Here is a 15,365-nt window from a genome sequence, read left to right on the forward strand (position 1 = left end):
TCATGGGAGCCCAGCTCCGGGTCTACAAGCGTCGCATCCGATCCGTCACCGCGACCAAGAAGATCACGAAGGCGATGGAGATGATCGCCGCCTCGCGCGTCGTCAAGGCGCAGCGCAAGGTGGCGGCCTCCACTCCCTACGCGACCGAGCTGACGCGCGCGGTCACGGCCGTCGGTACGGGTTCGAACACCCGGCACCCGCTCACCACGGAGGCGGACAACCCGGCTCGTGCCGCGGTCCTGCTCCTCACGAGCGACCGCGGTCTGGCCGGCGCCTTCAACTCCAACGCCATCAAGGCCGCGGAGCAGCTGACCGAGCGCCTGGAGCGCGAGGGCAAGCAGGTCGACACGTACATCGTCGGCCGGCGCGGGGTCGCCCACTACAACTTCCGTGAGCGCACCATCGCGGAGTCGTGGACGGGCTTCACCGACGAGCCGTCGTACGCGGACGCCAAGAAGGTCGCGGCACCGCTGATCGAGGCGATCGAGAAGGACACGGCCGAGGGCGGCGTGGACGAGCTCCACATCGTCTTCACCGAGTTCGTCTCGATGATGACGCAGACGGCGCTGGACGCCCGGCTGCTTCCGCTGCGTCTCGAAGAGGTCGCCGAGGAGGTCAAGCCGCAGGGCGAGATCCTCCCGCTGTACGACTTCGAGCCGTCGGCGGAGGACGTCCTCGACGCCCTGCTGCCGCGCTACGTGGAAAGCCGTATCTACAACGCGCTGCTCCAGTCGGCCGCTTCGAAGCACGCCGCCACGCGGCGCGCGATGAAGTCGGCCACCGACAACGCGGGCGAGCTGATCAACACGCTCTCCCGTCTTGCCAACGCGGCCCGCCAGGCCGAAATCACCCAGGAAATCAGCGAGATCGTCGGTGGCGCGAGCGCCCTCGCCGACGCGACCGCGGGGAGTGACCGATAAATGACCACCACTGTTGAGACCGCGACGGCTACGGGCCGCGTCGCCCGGGTCATCGGCCCGGTCGTCGACGTGGAGTTCCCCGTCGACGCGATGCCGGAGATCTACAACGCCCTGCACGTCGAGGTCGCCGACCCGGCGAACGCGGGCGAGAAGAAGATCCTGACCCTGGAGGTCGCCCAGCACCTGGGTGACGGCCTGGTCCGCACCATCTCCATGCAGCCCACCGACGGCCTGGTCCGCCAGGCCCCGGTCACCGACACCGGCGACGGCATCACCGTCCCGGTCGGCGACTTCACCAAGGGCAAGGTGTTCAACACCCTCGGTGAGGTGCTGAACGTCGACGAGTCCTACGACGGCGAGCGGTGGTCCATCCACCGCAAGGCCCCGAACTTCGACGAGCTCGAGTCGAAGACCGAGATGTTCGAGACCGGCGTCAAGGTCATCGACCTGCTGACCCCGTACGTCAAGGGCGGCAAGATCGGTCTGTTCGGCGGCGCCGGCGTCGGCAAGACGGTGCTCATCCAGGAGATGATCTACCGTGTCGCCAACAACCACGACGGTGTCTCCGTGTTCGCCGGTGTCGGTGAGCGCACCCGTGAGGGCAACGACCTGATCGAGGAGATGTCCGACTCGGGCGTCATCGACAAGACCGCGCTGGTCTTCGGTCAGATGGACGAGCCGCCGGGCACCCGTCTGCGCGTCGCGCTGGCCGGCCTGACCATGGCCGAGTACTTCCGTGACGTCCAGAAGCAGGACGTGCTGTTCTTCATCGACAACATCTTCCGCTTCACGCAGGCCGGTTCCGAGGTCTCCACGCTGCTCGGCCGTATGCCGTCCGCGGTGGGTTACCAGCCGAACCTGGCCGACGAGATGGGCCTCCTCCAGGAGCGCATCACCTCGACGCGCGGTCACTCGATCACCTCGATGCAGGCGATCTACGTCCCCGCCGACGACCTGACCGACCCGGCCCCGGCGACCACCTTCGCCCACCTCGACGCGACGACGGTTCTGTCCCGTCCGATCTCCGAGAAGGGCATCTACCCGGCCGTGGACCCGCTGGACTCCACGTCCCGGATCCTGGACCCGCGCTACATCACGCAGGAGCACTACAACGCGGCCATGCGCGTGAAGAACATCCTGCAGAAGTACAAGGACCTCCAGGACATCATCGCGATCCTCGGTATCGACGAGCTCGGCGAGGAGGACAAGCTCGTCGTCCACCGTGCCCGTCGTGTGGAGCGCTTCCTGTCCCAGAACACCCACGTCGCCAAGCAGTTCACCGGCGTGGACGGTTCGGACGTGCCGCTCGACGAGTCGATCGCCGCGTTCAACGCGATCTGCGACGGTGAGTACGACCACTTCCCCGAGCAGGCGTTCTTCATGTGCGGTGGCCTCGAGGACCTCAAGGCCAACGCCAAGGAGCTGGGCGTCTCCTGAACTCCCTGAGTTCGGTGTGAGGGGGCGGGCGCGTCCCGCCCCCTCACGCACGCCCCGTAGAATTGACCCCAACACCCGGCAGAACCGCCGGGTGGTGACCCGAGGAGCCACCCTTGGCTGCTGAGCTGCATGTCGAGCTGGTCGCCGCCGACCGTCAGGTCTGGTCCGGCGAGGCCACCCTGGTCGTCGCGCGCACCACGTCCGGCGACATCGGCGTCATGCCCGGTCACCAGCCGCTGCTCGGTGTGCTGGAGTCGGGCCCGGTGACCATCCGGACGAGCGAGGGAGGGACGGTCGTCGCCGCTGTGCACGGCGGTTTCATCTCGTTCGCCGACAACAAGCTGTCGCTGCTCGCGGAGATCGCCGAGCTGTCCGACGAGATCGACGTCCAGCGCGTGGAGCGAGAGCTCGAGCGCGCGAAGGCGGAGGGCGATGCCACGGCCCAGCGCCGCGCCGACGTACGACTGCGTGCGGCGACGGCCCGCTGAGACGCGAGCACGCCTTACGATGACCTACTCAGCCGCGGTCGGCACCGGAGTGATCCGGAGCCGACCGCGGCTGAGGCAGATCTGGATGTTTTTTCCGTTCCGTTACCTAGGAGTCGAGGAGGTCGGTAGTCGATGGTCCTCGCTCTGACTGTGTGCGGAGTCGTCGTTGCCCTCGTGGTACTGGGTCTGTTCGTCTTCGGTCTGCGGCGCAGGCTGATCCAGCGCTCCGGGGGCACCTTCGACTGCAGCCTGCGCTGGGACGTGGCGGAGGAGCTCGACACCAGCGGAAAAGGCTGGTCGTACGGGGTGGCCCGGTACAGCGGCGACCGTGTCGCCTGGTTCCGGGTCTTCTCCTACGCCCCGCGTCCGCGCCGGGTCCTGGAGCGCGGCTCCATCGAGGTGGCCGGACGCCGGCTGCCGGAGGGCGAGGAGGAGCTGGCGCTGCTGTCGGACGCGCTGATCCTCGTCTGTCTCCATCAGGGCACGCGCCTCGAACTCGCGATGAGCGAAGACGCGCTGACCGGATTCCTCGCGTGGCTGGAGGCAGCCCCGCCCGGTCAGCGCGTGAACGTCGCGTAGTGGCTGTCAGAGGTTGCTGCTGATCGCGTTCACCAGCTCGCCGTTCGCGGTGTCACCGCTGAACTCCCAGAAGAACGCGCCGCCGAGTCCCTGGTTCTTGGCCCAGCTCATCTTGGAGGCGATGGTGGCGGGGGTGTCGTAGGACCACCAGTTGCTGCCGCAGTGGGCGTACGCGGTGCCCGCGATGGTGCCGGTGGCCGGGCAGGACGTCTTGAGGACCTTGTAGTCCTCGATGCCCTGCTCGTAGGTGCCGGCCGCAGGTCCCGTGGCGGTGCCGCCGGGGGCGTCCTGGGTGACGCCGGTCCAGCCGCGGCCGTAGAAGCCGATGCCGATGAGCAGCTTCTTCGCGGGGACCCCGACCGCCTTGAACTTGGCCATCGCGTCGGCGGTGGTGAAGCCCGCCTTCGGGATACCGCTGTACGAGGTGAGCGGGGAGTGCGGGGCGGTCGGGCCCTTGGCGTCCCAGGCGCCGAAGAAGTCGTACGTCATCACGTTGTACCAGTCGACGTACTGGGAGGCGCCCGCGTAGTCGGCGGCCTCGATCTTGCCGCCGGCCGATCCGTCCGCGGTGACGGCGGCGGTGACCAGGTTGTTCGCCCCGAACTTGGCGCGCAGCGCGGACATCACGTTCTTGAACGCCGCCGCACCCGAGGTGTCACAGGACAGGCCGCAGGCGTTCGGGTACTCCCAGTCGATGTCGATGCCGTCGAAGACGTCGGCCCAGCGCGGGTCCTCGACGAGGTTGTAGCAGGACTGGGCGAGCGCGGCCGGGTTCTGCGCGGCCTGGCCGAAGCCGCCGGACCAGGTCCAGCCGCCGAAGGACCACAGCACCTTGATGTTGGGGTACTTGGCCTTCAGCTCGCGGAGCTGGTTGAAGTTGCCGCGCAGCGGCTGGTCCCAGGTGTCGGCGACGCCGCTGACGGACTGGTCGGCGGTGAAGGCCTTGTCGTAGTCGGCGTAGGAGTCGCCGATGGCGCACTGGCCGTTGGTGACGTTGCCGAAGGCGTAGTTGATGTGGGTGATCTTGGCGGCGGAGCCGGACGTCACGAGGTTCTTGACGTTGTAGTTGCGGCCGTAGATGCCCCACTCGGTGAAGTAGCCGAGCTTGACCTTGTCGCCGGTGGGCGGGGGAGTGGTGGTGCCGCCGGTGGTGTGCACCTTGACGGCGCCGCTGACCGGGCCGGTCTGGTCGGCGGTGTCGCGGGCCTGCACGGTGTAGGAGTAGTCGGTGCCGGCGCTGAGCCCGGTGTCGGTGTACGAGGTGGTCGTCACCGTGGCGATCTTGGCGCCGTCGCGCAGCACGTCGTAGTTCTTGACGCCCTTGTCGTCGGTGGCCGCGCCCCAGGCGAGCTTCACGGAGGTGTCGGTGACGGAGGAGGCGGTCGGGGTGCCGGGCGCGGAGGGGGCCGCGTCACCGGGGGCGGTGGTGCCGTCGCAACTGTCGCCGTTGAGCTTGCAGTTGGACGGGGAGCCGGGGCCCGCGCCGTTGAAGCCGAAGGAGACGGAGGCGCCGGGGGCGATGGTGCCGTTGTAGCCGGCGTTCTTGGCCGTCCAGTGGTCACCGGAGTTGGTGACCGTGGCGTCCCAGGCGGAGGTGACCTTGGTGCCGGAGGGGAAGTCCCACTCGACGGTCCAGGAGGAGATGCTCGCGGTACCGGTGTTCTTGACGGTCCACTGGCCGCCGAAGCCGGTGCCCCAGTCGCTGGTCTTGGTGAAGGTCGCCGTCGCGTTGCCCGCTGCCTGGGCGGGGCCCGCGAGGCCGACGAGGCCGGCCAGGGGGAGCAGCAGGGTCGCGAACCCTGCCGCGGCCCGGTGTCTGAAGCGCATGGTGCGCCTCCTCTGTATGTGGGGATGTCAGGGGCATGACTGAGCCTTCACGCCCACGGTGCCGCGAGAATAGAAAGGTCTGGACCACGGGTCAATAGGTCTGGACCAGTTGACATTGCGGCGGTGTCCGGCTGCGTGAGATCCCCAACTCCTGCGCGAGCGCCGCCGCTTGAACCTGGCTGGCGCGGCTCCGGCCCGGCCGGCTGGCGCTGACGTGCGTCTTTGTCGTCGCCTCGGCCGTGCCCAGTCGCTCGGCGGCCCCTGCCCGAGGCCGGGCAGTGGAGGCCTGGCCCCGGGCGGCCGTGTTCGCCGCCTCGATGAGATCCCTGTGTACACACATCTAGGTACACTGAGGCCATGGACGACTCCGTATCCGTACGCGAAGCCCGGGCCAACCTCGCTCGCCTGCTGGACCAGGCAGAGCAAGGCGAGCCCACCGTCATCACGCGTGGCGGTGCGCCTGTCGCGGCGATCGTGCCCATAGAGGAGTACAACGCGCTCGAGGAAGCCGCCGACGCGTTGCTCGCGCGGAAGGCGCTGCGCACCCTTGAGGCGGAGGGAGAGGTGCCGCGCGCCTCATTGGCGGACGTGCTGGCGGACATCTTCGGACCGCCGTCGGACGGCTCGGCGACGGGTGCCGCGTGAAGTACACCTTCGAGTTCACGGCCGCCGCACGCCGTCAGCTCCGGACCGTCGACCAGACGACCGCGTTGCGCATTCTGCATGCGCTCAGCCGCCTGGGCGACGATCCGTATCGCGACGACGCCGACGTGAAGAAGCTGTCCGGGCATGACGACCTGTACCGGCTGCGCGTCGGTGCGTACCGGATCGCCTATGTGATCGACGACGGCAAGCTGGTCATCCTCGTCGTCGAGGTGGGGCACCGCAGGGAGATCTACCGGCGCCTGTGACGGCGGCTAGCGCTCGCCCCCCGGCACCCACAGCACGTCGCCGGTCTCCTTGTTCGCCGTGCGGGCCAGGATGAACAGGAGGTCCGAGAGGCGGTTGAGGTAAGTCGCCGTCAGGGGGTTCATGACGTCACCGTGCGCCTCCAGGGCCGCCCACGTCGAGCGCTCCGCGCGCCGTACGACCGTGCATGCCTGGTGGAGCAGCGCCGCACCCGCCGTGCCGCCCGGGAGGATGAAGGAGCGCAGCTTCTCCAGGCGCTCATTGAAGCGGTCGCAGTCCGCCTCCAGGCGGTCGATGTAGAACTGCTCGACCCGCAGCGGCGGGAACTCCGGGTTCTCCACGACCGGCGTCGACAGGTCCGCGCCCACGTCGAACAGGTCGTTCTGCACACGGGTGAGGACCTCGACGACCTCCTGATCGAGGCCGCCCAGCGCGATCGCCGTGCCGATCACCGCGTTCGCCTCGTTGGCGTCGGCGTACGCGGCGATGCGCAGGTCGGTCTTGTGGACCCGGCTCATGTCGCCGAGGGCGGTGGTGCCCTGGTCGCCGGTCCTCGTGTAGATGCGCGTCAGATTGACCATGTGGCCAGCGTAGTTACGCGTCGGCCTTCCGGAACACTCGTGTGCCCACTGTCACGGCGAGCGCCGCGAATCCGACGGCCACCAGGGTGCCGTAGAGCATGTGCGCGGTGGCGTACTCGCCGACGTAGGCGTCGCGCATCGCGTCCACCAGATAGCGGAACGGTACGAAGTGGGACAGGACGTCCAGCCAGTCCGGAGCCAGGGTCATCGGCAGCATCAGCCCGGACAGCAGCATCGACGGCATGGAGACCGCGTTGATCAGCGGACCGAACTCCTGCGGGCTGCGCACCTTCATCGCCACCGCGTACGACAGCGACGCCAGCGACACGGTCAGCAACGCGACGAACGCGAAGCCGATCAGTACGCCGGGCAGGGGTGCGCGCAGCCCCATGACCAGGGCCGCGAGGACGAGCAGTACGGCCTGGAAGACGAACACCGTGGCGTCCCGCAGGACCCGCCCGAGCAGCAGCGCCAGCCGGCTGACGGGCGTGACCCGCATCCGCTCGACCACGCCCACCCCGTTCTCCAGGATGATCATGAATCCCGCGAACAGGGCGCCGAAAAGACCCAGTTGGAGCAGAAGGCCCGGCACCAGCACCTGCCACGAGCTGCCCTTGCCGCCCAGCGGCAGGTCGGTGAGCAGCGGACCGAAGAACAGCAGGTACAGCAGCGGCATCAGCACGCCGAAGAGCATCGCGAAGCGCGAGCGCAGGGTCTGGCGCAGATAGCGGCCGAAGATGAGCGCGGTGTCGTGGATCAGCATCTGTCCGGGTGTCCTATACGGCTACGGGGGCGGCGTCGGCCGGGGCGGCGGGACCCCGGCCGGTGATGGCGAGAAACGTGTCCTGGAGCGTGGCGTCGATCGAGCCGCCGTAGCGGAGCTTGAGCGCGGTCGGCGTGCCCTCGGCGACGACCGTGCCCTTGTCGACGATCACCAGGCGGTCGGAGAGGGCGTCGGCCTCGTCCAGGTAGTGCGTGGTGAGGAAGACGGTCGTGCCGTGCTCGTCGCGCAGCCGCCGCACCAGGTCCCACAGGTCGGCACGGCTGCCGGGGTCCAGTCCGGTGGTCGGCTCGTCGAGGAAGAGCACGCGCGGGCGGTGCGTGAGCGCCATCGCGATGTCCAGCCGGCGCCGCTGACCGCCGGAGAGCGCGCCGCACTTGCGGTCGAGCAGCTCGGTGAGGTTCAGGTCGCGGGCCAGTTCTTCGGCGCGGGCCACGGCCTCGGTCCTGCTCAGCCGGTACATCCGCCCCTGTGTGACGAGCTCCTCCCGGACGCCGATCTGGGGGTCGACGCCGCCGGACTGGGCGACGTAGCCGCAGGCCCGCCGCACGCCTACCGGGTCGCTCGCCAGGTCGTGCCCGGCGACCGTGGCGCTGCCGCCCGTCGGTTTCAGCAGGGTGGTCAACATCCGCAGGGTGGTCGTCTTCCCGGCGCCGTTGGGGCCGAGGAAGCCCAGGATCTCGCCCTCGCGGACGGTGAGGTCGATGCCGCGTACGGCCTCGACGGGGCCGTGTTTGGTCGTGAAGGTGCGCGCGAGTCCGCTCGCGCTGATGACTGCTGGCATGCCTCACAGAAAAACAGAGTCCCTGAAATTTTGCAATGACTCCAAGTTTTGGGTGGGCCCAGCAAAGCTAGGATGACGGCATGGCTGAGGGGCTCAGGGAGCGGAAGAAGCGGCAGACCCGGCAGTACATCTCGGATGTCGCCACCGGGCTGTTCCTGGAGCGCGGCTTCGACGCGGTGACGGTCGCGGAGATCGCGGACGCGGCGGACGTCTCCGTCAACACCGTCTACAACTACTTCCCCGCCAAGGAGGACCTCTTCCTGGACCGCTCGGCCGGCGTCGTCGACCGGCTGGCCCGCTGGGTCCGGGGGCGGGATGCGGGGGAGTCCGCCGCGCGCGCCGTTCTGCGGGAACTGCGCGGGGAGGTCGAGGCCGTCTCACCCCGCGTCGGCCTGATGGAGGACTACAGCCGCTTCATGCGCGTCATCCAGGAGGCGCCGACGCTGCGGTCCCGGTTGTGGATGCTCCAGCAGGACAGCCACGACAACCTGCGGGCGGTGCTGGCCGAGGAGACCGGCGCGGCTGCCGACGATCCGCTGCCGGACCTGATGGCGGGCCAGATCTGCTGGATCTACGAGACGGTGTTCGCCTCCATCGGCCGCGAGATGCTCAAGGAGCGCAAGCCGGCGGAAGTGTCCCGGGAAACGCTTCAGCTCCTCGACGAGGTCGAGGAGCTGCTGAGCGAGCGGGTACTGGAGTACGCGGTACGCGCGGGTTAGCGCAGTCCGTCGACGAACGCCTGCCAGGCGGCTCCGCCGATGAGCAGGACGGGGCCGGCGGGGTTCTTGCTGTCCCGGACGGGGACGGTGCCGGGGTGATTGTCGGAGACCTCGAGGCACTCGCCGCCGGTGTTTCCGCTGTACGAGGACGAGCGCCACGCCGCGCCGTCGGTGACGGTGCACTCGACGCAGTCGCCGCCGGTGTTTCCGCTGTAACTGGACTTACGCCACTGTGCGTTCCTCAGGCTGGGAGCGGTCTCCATAGCGTTCCTCCATCACGCGGGCGATCAGTGCCGCCGAATCCTCCACGGGGAGGGCCGCGGCCTGCAAGCGAGCGTAACGGAGTACTGCCTCCCTGACGGTCTCGGGGCTGGCGGTCATATGGCCCGAGATCAGGTCTTCCGTGTAGACGATATCGGGATCGTCCTCGAAGCGAAGCGCGTTGAACGAACCGGCCAGGCTGGCGTGTTGACCCGCCGAGTTCGGCAGCACCTGAACGTGCACCCAGCGGTGGCGGGCGAACTCCAACAGGCGCGCGAGTTGGCGGCGCATGACGTCCCGGCCCCCGATCGGCCGGAGCAGCACCGCCTCGTCCAGGATCGCCCAGGCGAGCGGGGGCTGCTCCCGCTCCAGGATGCGCTGGCGCTCCATGCGGGCCGCCACCAGCCCGTCGAGGTCGTCCGGCATGCCGGTGGCGAGCACCGCGCGCGCGTACTCCTCCGTCTGCAACAGCCCGTACACGACCTGCGCCTGATACGTGGAGATGTAGGTCGCCTTCGCCTCCATCTCGGCGTACGGCTGGAACCACGTGGGCAGTTGGCTCCGCAGCACCAGCCCGATCAGCCGCGAGAAGAGCCCGTCCGTGCCCAGCGCGGCGTCCACCCGCTCCGAGAAGTCCCGCGTCGGGACCTTTCTCGTCGTCTCGATCTGCCCGATCAGCGACCCGGTGCAGAAGATGATCTCGCCGAGCTGCCCCTGGCTCAGGCCGGCGGCCTCGCGGTGGCGGCGCAGTTCCCAGCCGTAGTAGTCGAGCGGGGAAGCGGTGGGGTCGAGATTCTGGACGTTGGCCACGTCGTACCTCCGGCCTGCAACACCTCACGGCGTTGATTTCGCTGCGTAGTCGAGCGTATGCGGTCCGTCGCACTGTGGTGGCATGAACGACGTAACTGGTCCCCATGCGACGGACTTTGAGCCGCGCTACCGCGCCGAGTTCGGGCTGGGCGGACACTCGGTGCGGCATCTGCGCCGCATTCTGCGGATGTACCTGCTGCGCTCGGGCCTGTCGGAGGTGAGTGACGCGGCCGAAATCGCGCTGACGGAACTGCTGACGAACGTCGTCCGGCACGTGCCCGGCCGCCGCTGCGCCATCTGCTTCCTGATCCTGCCGGGCGCGGTACGCGTGGAGGTCTCCGACAGCTGCCCGCGGCTGCCGGTGCGGGGGAGCGGGGAGTTACTCGCCGAGGGCGGCCGCGGCCTGCTGCTGGTGGAGGCGGTCACGGACCGGTGGGGGGTGACGCCACACCCCGCCGGCGGCAAGGCGGTGTGGTTCGAGTGCGCGGTCAAGCGGCCGGAGCGATGAGGGGTGCGCGCGCGACGTGAGCACTCATCGTGCGCCGTCACCCGGCCCTCCGGGCCAACCCGGCCCAAGCCGAGCCGGCTGGCATGGGGGCAGAACTGACCGAGTCCCCGGAGTGACAGGCGGCGCTGTCCTCCTCCTTCCCCGGAGGGCGCCGCCGACGCCGCGTCAACTTCCTCCGTCGCCGGACGTGACCGGCGTCTCACCCCGTGAGACGTGAAACGCGTTACTAACTCCGCCGCGCCGCCCCTCGTGGGCGCTAGTGTCCGCCGGAGAGAAGTTGGCCCCGGCATCGACCCTCCCCCTGCCCGGTGGCGCCCGGTGAGTTCCTGCCCGAGGCGCCGGGCGCACCCTCCGAGCGGATGAGGGGACGGGACGCCGGGGCCTGACGACAGCGCGTATCAGGGGAGTCGCACAGTGGCACGGAAGCTCGCCGTCATCGGGGCCGGTCTCATGGGGTCCGGCATCGCCCAGGTCTCCGCGCAGGCGGGCTGGGACGTCGTTCTGCGCGACGTCACCGACGAGGCACTGCAGCGCGGCACCGACGGCATCAAGGCGTCGTACGACAAGTTCGTGAGCAAGGGCAAGCTGGCGGCTGAGGACGCCGAGGCCGCCCTCGCCCGGATCACGCCCACGACCGATCTGGACGCCGCCGCCGACGCCGACCTCGTCGTCGAGGCCGTCTTCGAGAAGCTCGAGGTCAAGCACGAGATCTTCCGCGCCCTCGACAAGATCGTGCGCCCGGAGGCCGTCCTCGCCTCCAACACCTCCGCCATCCCGATCACCAAGATCGCCGCGGCCACCGAGCGCCCGGAGCGGGTCGTCGGCGTGCACTTCTTCTCGCCGGTGCCGATGATGCAGCTCGTCGAGCTGGTCCGCGGTTACAAGACCAGCGACGAAACCCTCGCCACCGCCCGCGCGTTCGCCGAGTCCGTCGGCAAGACCTGCATCGTCGTCAACCGGGACGTCGCCGGGTTCGTGACGACCCGTCTGATCTCGGCGCTCGTCGTCGAGGCCACCAAGCTGTACGAGTCCGGCGTCGCCACCGCCGAGGACATCGACACCGCCTGCAAGCTGGGCTTCGGTCACGCGATGGGCCCGCTCGCCACCGCCGACCTCACCGGCGTCGACATCCTGCTGCACGCCACAAGCAACATCTACACCGAGTCCCAGGACGAGAAGTTCGCCCCGCCGGAGCTGATGCGCCGGATGGTGGACGCCGGTGACATCGGGCGCAAGAGCGGGCAGGGCTTCTACACGTACTGATCACCGCCCTCACCCCGGAGAGGTCACTCTCCGGGGTGAATCAGGTATCGGTTCGCTCACAGCCAGCAACCGCACTGCCGTCGACGCAGTCAGACCTGGCACACCCACGTCATGGAGTAGCCACCGCACTCACCCGAGGAGCGCATATGCACATCAGGGGCGACCACGTCGAGCTGGTCGTCGGGGGCCGCCTCGACGTCCGCAGCGCGGCGGACGCCCGTACGGTCCTGCACTCGGCGGTCGACGACGGCGTCGGCGACCTCGTGCTCGACCTGTCAGAGCTGGACTCCTGGGACGCCACCGGGCTGGGCGTCATCATGGGCGTCCACCGCCGGGCCGGCCGCTGCGGCCGCCGCCTGGTGCTGCGCGGCGTACCCCCGCAGATGCAGCGCCTGCTGGTGGCGACCCGCCTGCACCGCATCCTCGCCATCGAAGGCGGCCTCGCCGTGGACTCCCTGCCCCGGGTGTAGCCCCGGCGCGCGCTCCTGCCCGGGAACGGCCCCGGCACGCAGGCCGCCCGCCCCGGGGGTGGCCCCGGTACGCAGGCCGCCCGACGCGGGTGCGGCCCGACGCGGGCCGTCCGTCCCGGGTCCGGCCCCGACGCGGGCTGTCCGTCCCGGGTGTAGCCCCGGCGCGCGGGGGCACCCGGCGTACGGCCGAGACCCGGCGAAACGCACCACGCGCCCAATCCTCACGAGACCGTGACGTCTCGGGCGGCACGGTACCCCGGGCTGTCGGAGATACTGAGCCAAGGTTTACGGTTCGTCTGCCCGCCGCCCGCAACCCTCGACCGGGCACCGGACCAGAAGCGACAGCGCAGTGTGCAGCAAGGCCGGGAGGGGCTACCGCCACACGACGCTTTTGGGGGGCTTGACACCTATGGACCCGAACACCCGGGGGCCCGAGGAGCACGGCCGCGAGGGTGACGGCCACGCGCCGCGCCCGCGCCCGTCCAGGGATCCCCTCTCACCCGACCTCGGCCAGCACGGGCCCGCGCAGGCCCGCATGGCCCAGGTCGTCTCCGGCGACCTCCTGCTCACCGTCAACCCCGTCGACGGCAGCGAGATAGAGCCCTGCCCGCCCACCGGGCTGCCCGGCCGCCCCGCCCGCCGCACCGCCGCCGAACGCGCCGACGCCGACCGGGCCGCGGCCCCGCCCGTGCCGCCCGGACCCGCCCGGCCCGCGCTGCCGCTGCTGGGCCGCGACGAGGAACGCGAGCGCCTGGTCCGCCTGCTGGCCCGCGGCCGCTCCGTACGCCTCACCGGCCCCGCCGGCTCCGGCCGCACCAGCCTCCTCGAACTGGTCGCCGGGGACTGCGCGGACCTCGCCCCCGACGGCGTCGTCCGCCTGAACGGCTTGCACCGCACCGCCGACGACCTGCTGCACGACCTCTTCCGCACCATCCACAACGCGCCCCGGCACCGCCCGGCCCGCGACGAACTGACGGCGTGCGTCCGCGACATCGGCGCCGTCGTCGTCCTCGACGACCTGGAGTTCGGCGGGGCGGCGCTCGAAGAGCTGCTCGACGCCACCCCCGAGTGCGCCTGGCTGCTCGCCGCCACCCCGGACACCGCCGCCCCGTCCGCCGGCTCCGCCGTCGAGGAGGTCTTCCTCAGCGGACTCGACCGGGCGGGCGGCGTCGACCTGATCGAGCAGACCCTCGGCCGCGTCCTCACCGAGGACGAGGCCAACTGGGCGGGCGACCTGTGGTTCGAGTCCGAGGGCCTGCCGCTGAGGTTCGTCCAGGCCGGCGCCCTGCTGCGGCAGCACGACCGGCTGCGCGCGGGCGCCGACGCGGTCGACGAGTACGGCGTCTTCGAGGACGCCGTGCCGCACGACGTACCGGTTCCGGCCGATCCGGACGAGGACACGCCGCTGCCCTCGCTCGGCGAGGCCGCCGCACCCGCCCCGCTGCTCGCGTCCCGCCTCAGCGCCTCGGCCCGCGCCACGCTGCGCTTCGCCGTCGCCCTCGGCGGCGAGGTGCCGCACCAGGCGCACCTGCCCGCCCTCGTCGGCGACACCCACGCCGACGCCGCGCTCGGCGAACTCGCCGCCTGCGGACTGGTCTCCCCGGTCGGCGCCCGCTACCGGCTCGCCGCCGGCGTCCAGACCCAGCTGGAGGCCGCCGGATACGCCGACGACGCGACCGAGCAGGCCCGCACCGCCGCCCGGCACTACACCTGGTGGGCCGGACACCCCTCGGTCAGCCCCGAACGGGTCTGCGCCGAGGCCGACGCCGTGCTCGGCGCCCTCGCACCCATGGTGTCCGCGGGCCCCGACGAGGAGGACGGCGAGCACACCGCCGTCGCGCTCGCCCGCGCCGCCGCCCCCGCGTTCGCCGCGGGCCTGGAGTGGGGCGCCTGGGAACGGGCGCTGCGTGCGGGCGCCGAGGCGTCCCGGCTGGCCGGCGAGGTCGCCGAACAGGCCTACTTCCACCACGAACTGGGCGTCCTCGCGCTCTGCGCCGGCCGGCTCGACCGGGCCCGCGCCGAACTGGAGGCGTCCGTCGGGCTGCGCGGCGCGGTCAGCGACAAGCGCGGCACCGTCGCGGGCCGTCGCGCTCTCGCCCTCGTCGCCGACCGCGCGGGCGACGTGCCCGGCCTCCCGGTGACGGCGAGCGCGGCCACGGCGGGGGAGGAGTTGGCGGCGGCCCGCTCCGAGGAGTCCGCCTCCCCGGTCGCCGGAGTGCTCGCACCGATTCCGCCGCTGCCCCGGCCCGCCCCGGACCACGGCGTCACCCTCGTCACCCGCCAGGCCGCGCCGGCCCCCCACGGCCCCGCCCCCAAGGCCCGCGGCGGTCTGAAGAGCCTGGCCCGCCGCAACCTCGTCGCGGCCGGCGCCGGAGCGCTGCTCGTCGCCGTACTCGGCACGGTGGTGACGCTGGGCGCGAGCTCCGACAACGACGCGCACACCCCGTCCGACCAGGTCGGCGTCACCCCGTCCGCCGGGCAGGACACCAACGACGGCACCGTGGGCGCCGACACCCCGCAGAAGAACGCCGACGCCCCCCGCGGCCGTACCGGCGCCCCGGCCGGCCGCCCCACCGACCCGGGCCCCGACGGCACCTACGGCACAGCGGACGACCCGACCCCCACGACGACATCGCAGCCGTCCGACCACCCGACGGGGACGCGGGGGACGGGGGGCGGGTCCACCACGGCGCCGTCGGACCCGGCGTCGCCGAAGCCGCCGACGAAGACGCCCCCGACGCCGACGACGTCCCCGAAGCCGTCCAGGTCCGCCTCGCCGTCTCCCACGCCGAGCGACACGGCGCAACCCACGCCGACCGAGACGCCGACGGAGACGCCGTCCACCACGGACACCGCGAGCGGCCCCGCCTCCTCCAGCGCCCCCGCCGGGTCCAGCAGCTCGGCGAGCGCACCGCAGAGCACCACGCCGAGCGGCACGGAGTCGGTGATCTGAGCCCCGCGCACGGCGAAGGGCCGGACCCCTCGACCGGGTCCGGCCCTTCGCGCGGGGCGCGGCTGCCGTCGTACG

Annotated in this window: 17 protein-coding genes and 1 pseudogene; 11 read left to right on the plus strand and 7 right to left on the minus strand. The window is 70.9% G+C overall.

Annotated features, from left to right (window positions below; genetic code table 11):
- Positions 1-2 precede the first annotated feature (2 nt).
- The 4 genes from AC0B9F_RS15725 (at position 3) to AC0B9F_RS15740 (ending at position 3,424) form a co-directional block, all read left to right on the plus strand.
- Complete coding sequence (locus AC0B9F_RS15725; RefSeq protein WP_472002803.1) at positions 3-920, plus strand: F0F1 ATP synthase subunit gamma; 918 nt, start codon at positions 3-5, stop codon at positions 918-920.
- The gene (atpD, locus tag AC0B9F_RS15730) at positions 921-2,357 is read left to right on the plus strand and encodes a F0F1 ATP synthase subunit beta (protein WP_472002805.1); all 1,437 of its coding nucleotides are present in this window, start codon (positions 921-923) and stop codon (positions 2,355-2,357) included. It begins immediately after the preceding gene.
- 113 nt (positions 2,358-2,470) lie between these two features.
- Positions 2,471-2,845: a F0F1 ATP synthase subunit epsilon gene (locus tag AC0B9F_RS15735; RefSeq protein WP_363262488.1), complete on the plus strand. Its 375-nt coding sequence runs from the start codon at positions 2,471-2,473 to the stop codon at positions 2,843-2,845.
- 132 nt (positions 2,846-2,977) lie between these two features.
- Positions 2,978-3,424 (plus strand): DUF2550 domain-containing protein, encoded by a 447-nt coding sequence (locus AC0B9F_RS15740; protein WP_472002807.1) that lies wholly within the window; start codon positions 2,978-2,980, stop codon positions 3,422-3,424.
- A 6-nt stretch (positions 3,425-3,430) separates the two neighbouring features.
- Here AC0B9F_RS15740 and AC0B9F_RS15745 read toward each other — a convergent pair whose 3' ends face one another.
- Positions 3,431-5,251: a glycosyl hydrolase family 18 protein gene (locus tag AC0B9F_RS15745; protein ID WP_472002809.1), complete on the minus strand. Its 1,821-nt coding sequence runs from the start codon at positions 5,249-5,251 to the stop codon at positions 3,431-3,433.
- Positions 5,252-5,342: 91 nt separating this feature from the next.
- A pseudogene (locus tag AC0B9F_RS15750) lies at positions 5,343-5,516 on the minus strand (DNA-binding response regulator); the annotation flags it as partial.
- Positions 5,517-5,608: 92 nt separating this feature from the next.
- Between AC0B9F_RS15750 and AC0B9F_RS15755 the strand changes: the two are divergent.
- Together AC0B9F_RS15755 and AC0B9F_RS15760 are read left to right on the plus strand one after the other, a co-directional pair.
- Positions 5,609-5,896, plus strand: a complete 288-nt coding sequence (locus AC0B9F_RS15755; protein ID WP_472002811.1) for a type II toxin-antitoxin system Phd/YefM family antitoxin — start codon at positions 5,609-5,611, stop codon at positions 5,894-5,896.
- The gene (locus AC0B9F_RS15760; protein ID WP_472002813.1) at positions 5,893-6,162 is read left to right on the plus strand and encodes a type II toxin-antitoxin system RelE family toxin; all 270 of its coding nucleotides are present in this window, start codon (positions 5,893-5,895) and stop codon (positions 6,160-6,162) included. Before AC0B9F_RS15755 ends, AC0B9F_RS15760 begins: the two co-directional genes overlap by 4 nt.
- Before the next feature lie 6 nt (positions 6,163-6,168).
- On the opposite strand, the gene AC0B9F_RS15765 is transcribed toward AC0B9F_RS15760, so the two are convergent.
- The 3 genes from AC0B9F_RS15765 to AC0B9F_RS15775 are packed head-to-tail and all read right to left on the minus strand — an operon-like array spanning position 6,169 to position 8,306.
- Positions 6,169-6,741, minus strand: coding sequence for a cob(I)yrinic acid a,c-diamide adenosyltransferase (locus tag AC0B9F_RS15765; RefSeq protein ID WP_472002815.1), 573 nt, complete (start codon positions 6,739-6,741; stop codon positions 6,169-6,171).
- A gap of 13 nt (positions 6,742-6,754) precedes the next feature.
- Complete coding sequence (locus AC0B9F_RS15770) at positions 6,755-7,504, minus strand: ABC transporter permease (protein ID WP_472002817.1); 750 nt, start codon at positions 7,502-7,504, stop codon at positions 6,755-6,757.
- 13 nt (positions 7,505-7,517) lie between these two features.
- A complete protein-coding gene (locus tag AC0B9F_RS15775; RefSeq protein WP_472002819.1) occupies positions 7,518-8,306 on the minus strand; it encodes an ABC transporter ATP-binding protein in 789 nt (262 codons plus the stop codon).
- 80 nt (positions 8,307-8,386) lie between these two features.
- Here AC0B9F_RS15775 and AC0B9F_RS15780 point away from each other — a divergent pair, with 80 nt between their 5' ends.
- The gene (locus AC0B9F_RS15780; protein ID WP_472002821.1) at positions 8,387-9,025 is read left to right on the plus strand and encodes a TetR/AcrR family transcriptional regulator; all 639 of its coding nucleotides are present in this window, start codon (positions 8,387-8,389) and stop codon (positions 9,023-9,025) included.
- On the opposite strand, the gene AC0B9F_RS15785 is transcribed toward AC0B9F_RS15780, so the two are convergent.
- On the minus strand, positions 9,022-9,288 hold the full coding sequence (locus tag AC0B9F_RS15785; protein WP_472002823.1) for a DUF397 domain-containing protein: 267 nt from the start codon (positions 9,286-9,288) through the stop codon (positions 9,022-9,024). The two genes, AC0B9F_RS15780 and AC0B9F_RS15785, sit on opposite strands and share 4 nt — an antisense overlap.
- A complete protein-coding gene (locus tag AC0B9F_RS15790; protein WP_472002825.1) occupies positions 9,248-10,096 on the minus strand; it encodes a helix-turn-helix domain-containing protein in 849 nt (282 codons plus the stop codon). Before AC0B9F_RS15790 ends, AC0B9F_RS15785 begins: the two co-directional genes overlap by 41 nt.
- An 82-nt stretch (positions 10,097-10,178) precedes the next feature.
- Between AC0B9F_RS15790 and AC0B9F_RS15795 the strand changes: the two genes are divergently transcribed.
- From AC0B9F_RS15795 to AC0B9F_RS15810, 4 genes are all read left to right on the plus strand, one after another.
- Entirely contained in the window at positions 10,179-10,604 is a 426-nt protein-coding gene (locus tag AC0B9F_RS15795) for an ATP-binding protein (protein ID WP_472002827.1), read from the plus strand.
- A 414-nt stretch (positions 10,605-11,018) separates the two neighbouring features.
- Positions 11,019-11,867, plus strand: a complete 849-nt coding sequence (locus AC0B9F_RS15800) for a 3-hydroxyacyl-CoA dehydrogenase family protein (protein WP_472002829.1) — start codon at positions 11,019-11,021, stop codon at positions 11,865-11,867.
- Positions 11,868-12,013: 146 nt separating this feature from the next.
- The gene (locus AC0B9F_RS15805; protein ID WP_247463973.1) at positions 12,014-12,337 is read left to right on the plus strand and encodes an STAS domain-containing protein; all 324 of its coding nucleotides are present in this window, start codon (positions 12,014-12,016) and stop codon (positions 12,335-12,337) included.
- Positions 12,338-12,746: 409 nt separating this feature from the next.
- A complete protein-coding gene (locus AC0B9F_RS15810; RefSeq protein ID WP_472002831.1) occupies positions 12,747-15,290 on the plus strand; it encodes an ATP-binding protein in 2,544 nt (847 codons plus the stop codon).
- The last annotated feature ends 75 nt before the right edge of the window (positions 15,291-15,365 follow it).

Source organism: Streptomyces sp. NPDC097129 (assembly GCF_055668065.1).

Bases quoted from the DNA above. Each gene is read 5' to 3' on its own strand.
- AC0B9F_RS15785 (WP_472002823.1), bottom strand. From the start codon at position 9,288: ATGGAGACCGCTCCCAGCCTGAGGAACGCACAGTGGCGTAAGTCCAGT.
- AC0B9F_RS15810 (WP_472002831.1), top strand. From the start codon at position 12,747: ATGGACCCGAACACCCGGGGGCCCGAGGAGCACGGCCGCGAGGGTGAC.
- AC0B9F_RS15775 (WP_472002819.1), bottom strand. From the start codon at position 8,306: ATGCCAGCAGTCATCAGCGCGAGCGGACTCGCGCGCACCTTCACGACC.
- AC0B9F_RS15745 (WP_472002809.1), bottom strand. From the start codon at position 5,251: ATGCGCTTCAGACACCGGGCCGCGGCAGGGTTCGCGACCCTGCTGCTC.
- AC0B9F_RS15795 (WP_472002827.1), top strand. From the start codon at position 10,179: ATGAACGACGTAACTGGTCCCCATGCGACGGACTTTGAGCCGCGCTAC.
- AC0B9F_RS15765 (WP_472002815.1), bottom strand. From the start codon at position 6,741: ATGGTCAATCTGACGCGCATCTACACGAGGACCGGCGACCAGGGCACC.
- AC0B9F_RS15770 (WP_472002817.1), bottom strand. From the start codon at position 7,504: ATGCTGATCCACGACACCGCGCTCATCTTCGGCCGCTATCTGCGCCAG.
- AC0B9F_RS15755 (WP_472002811.1), top strand. From the start codon at position 5,609: ATGGACGACTCCGTATCCGTACGCGAAGCCCGGGCCAACCTCGCTCGC.
- AC0B9F_RS15740 (WP_472002807.1), top strand. From the start codon at position 2,978: ATGGTCCTCGCTCTGACTGTGTGCGGAGTCGTCGTTGCCCTCGTGGTA.
- atpD (WP_472002805.1), top strand. From the start codon at position 921: ATGACCACCACTGTTGAGACCGCGACGGCTACGGGCCGCGTCGCCCGG.
- AC0B9F_RS15805 (WP_247463973.1), top strand. From the start codon at position 12,014: ATGCACATCAGGGGCGACCACGTCGAGCTGGTCGTCGGGGGCCGCCTC.
- AC0B9F_RS15725 (WP_472002803.1), top strand. From the start codon at position 3: ATGGGAGCCCAGCTCCGGGTCTACAAGCGTCGCATCCGATCCGTCACC.
- AC0B9F_RS15780 (WP_472002821.1), top strand. From the start codon at position 8,387: ATGGCTGAGGGGCTCAGGGAGCGGAAGAAGCGGCAGACCCGGCAGTAC.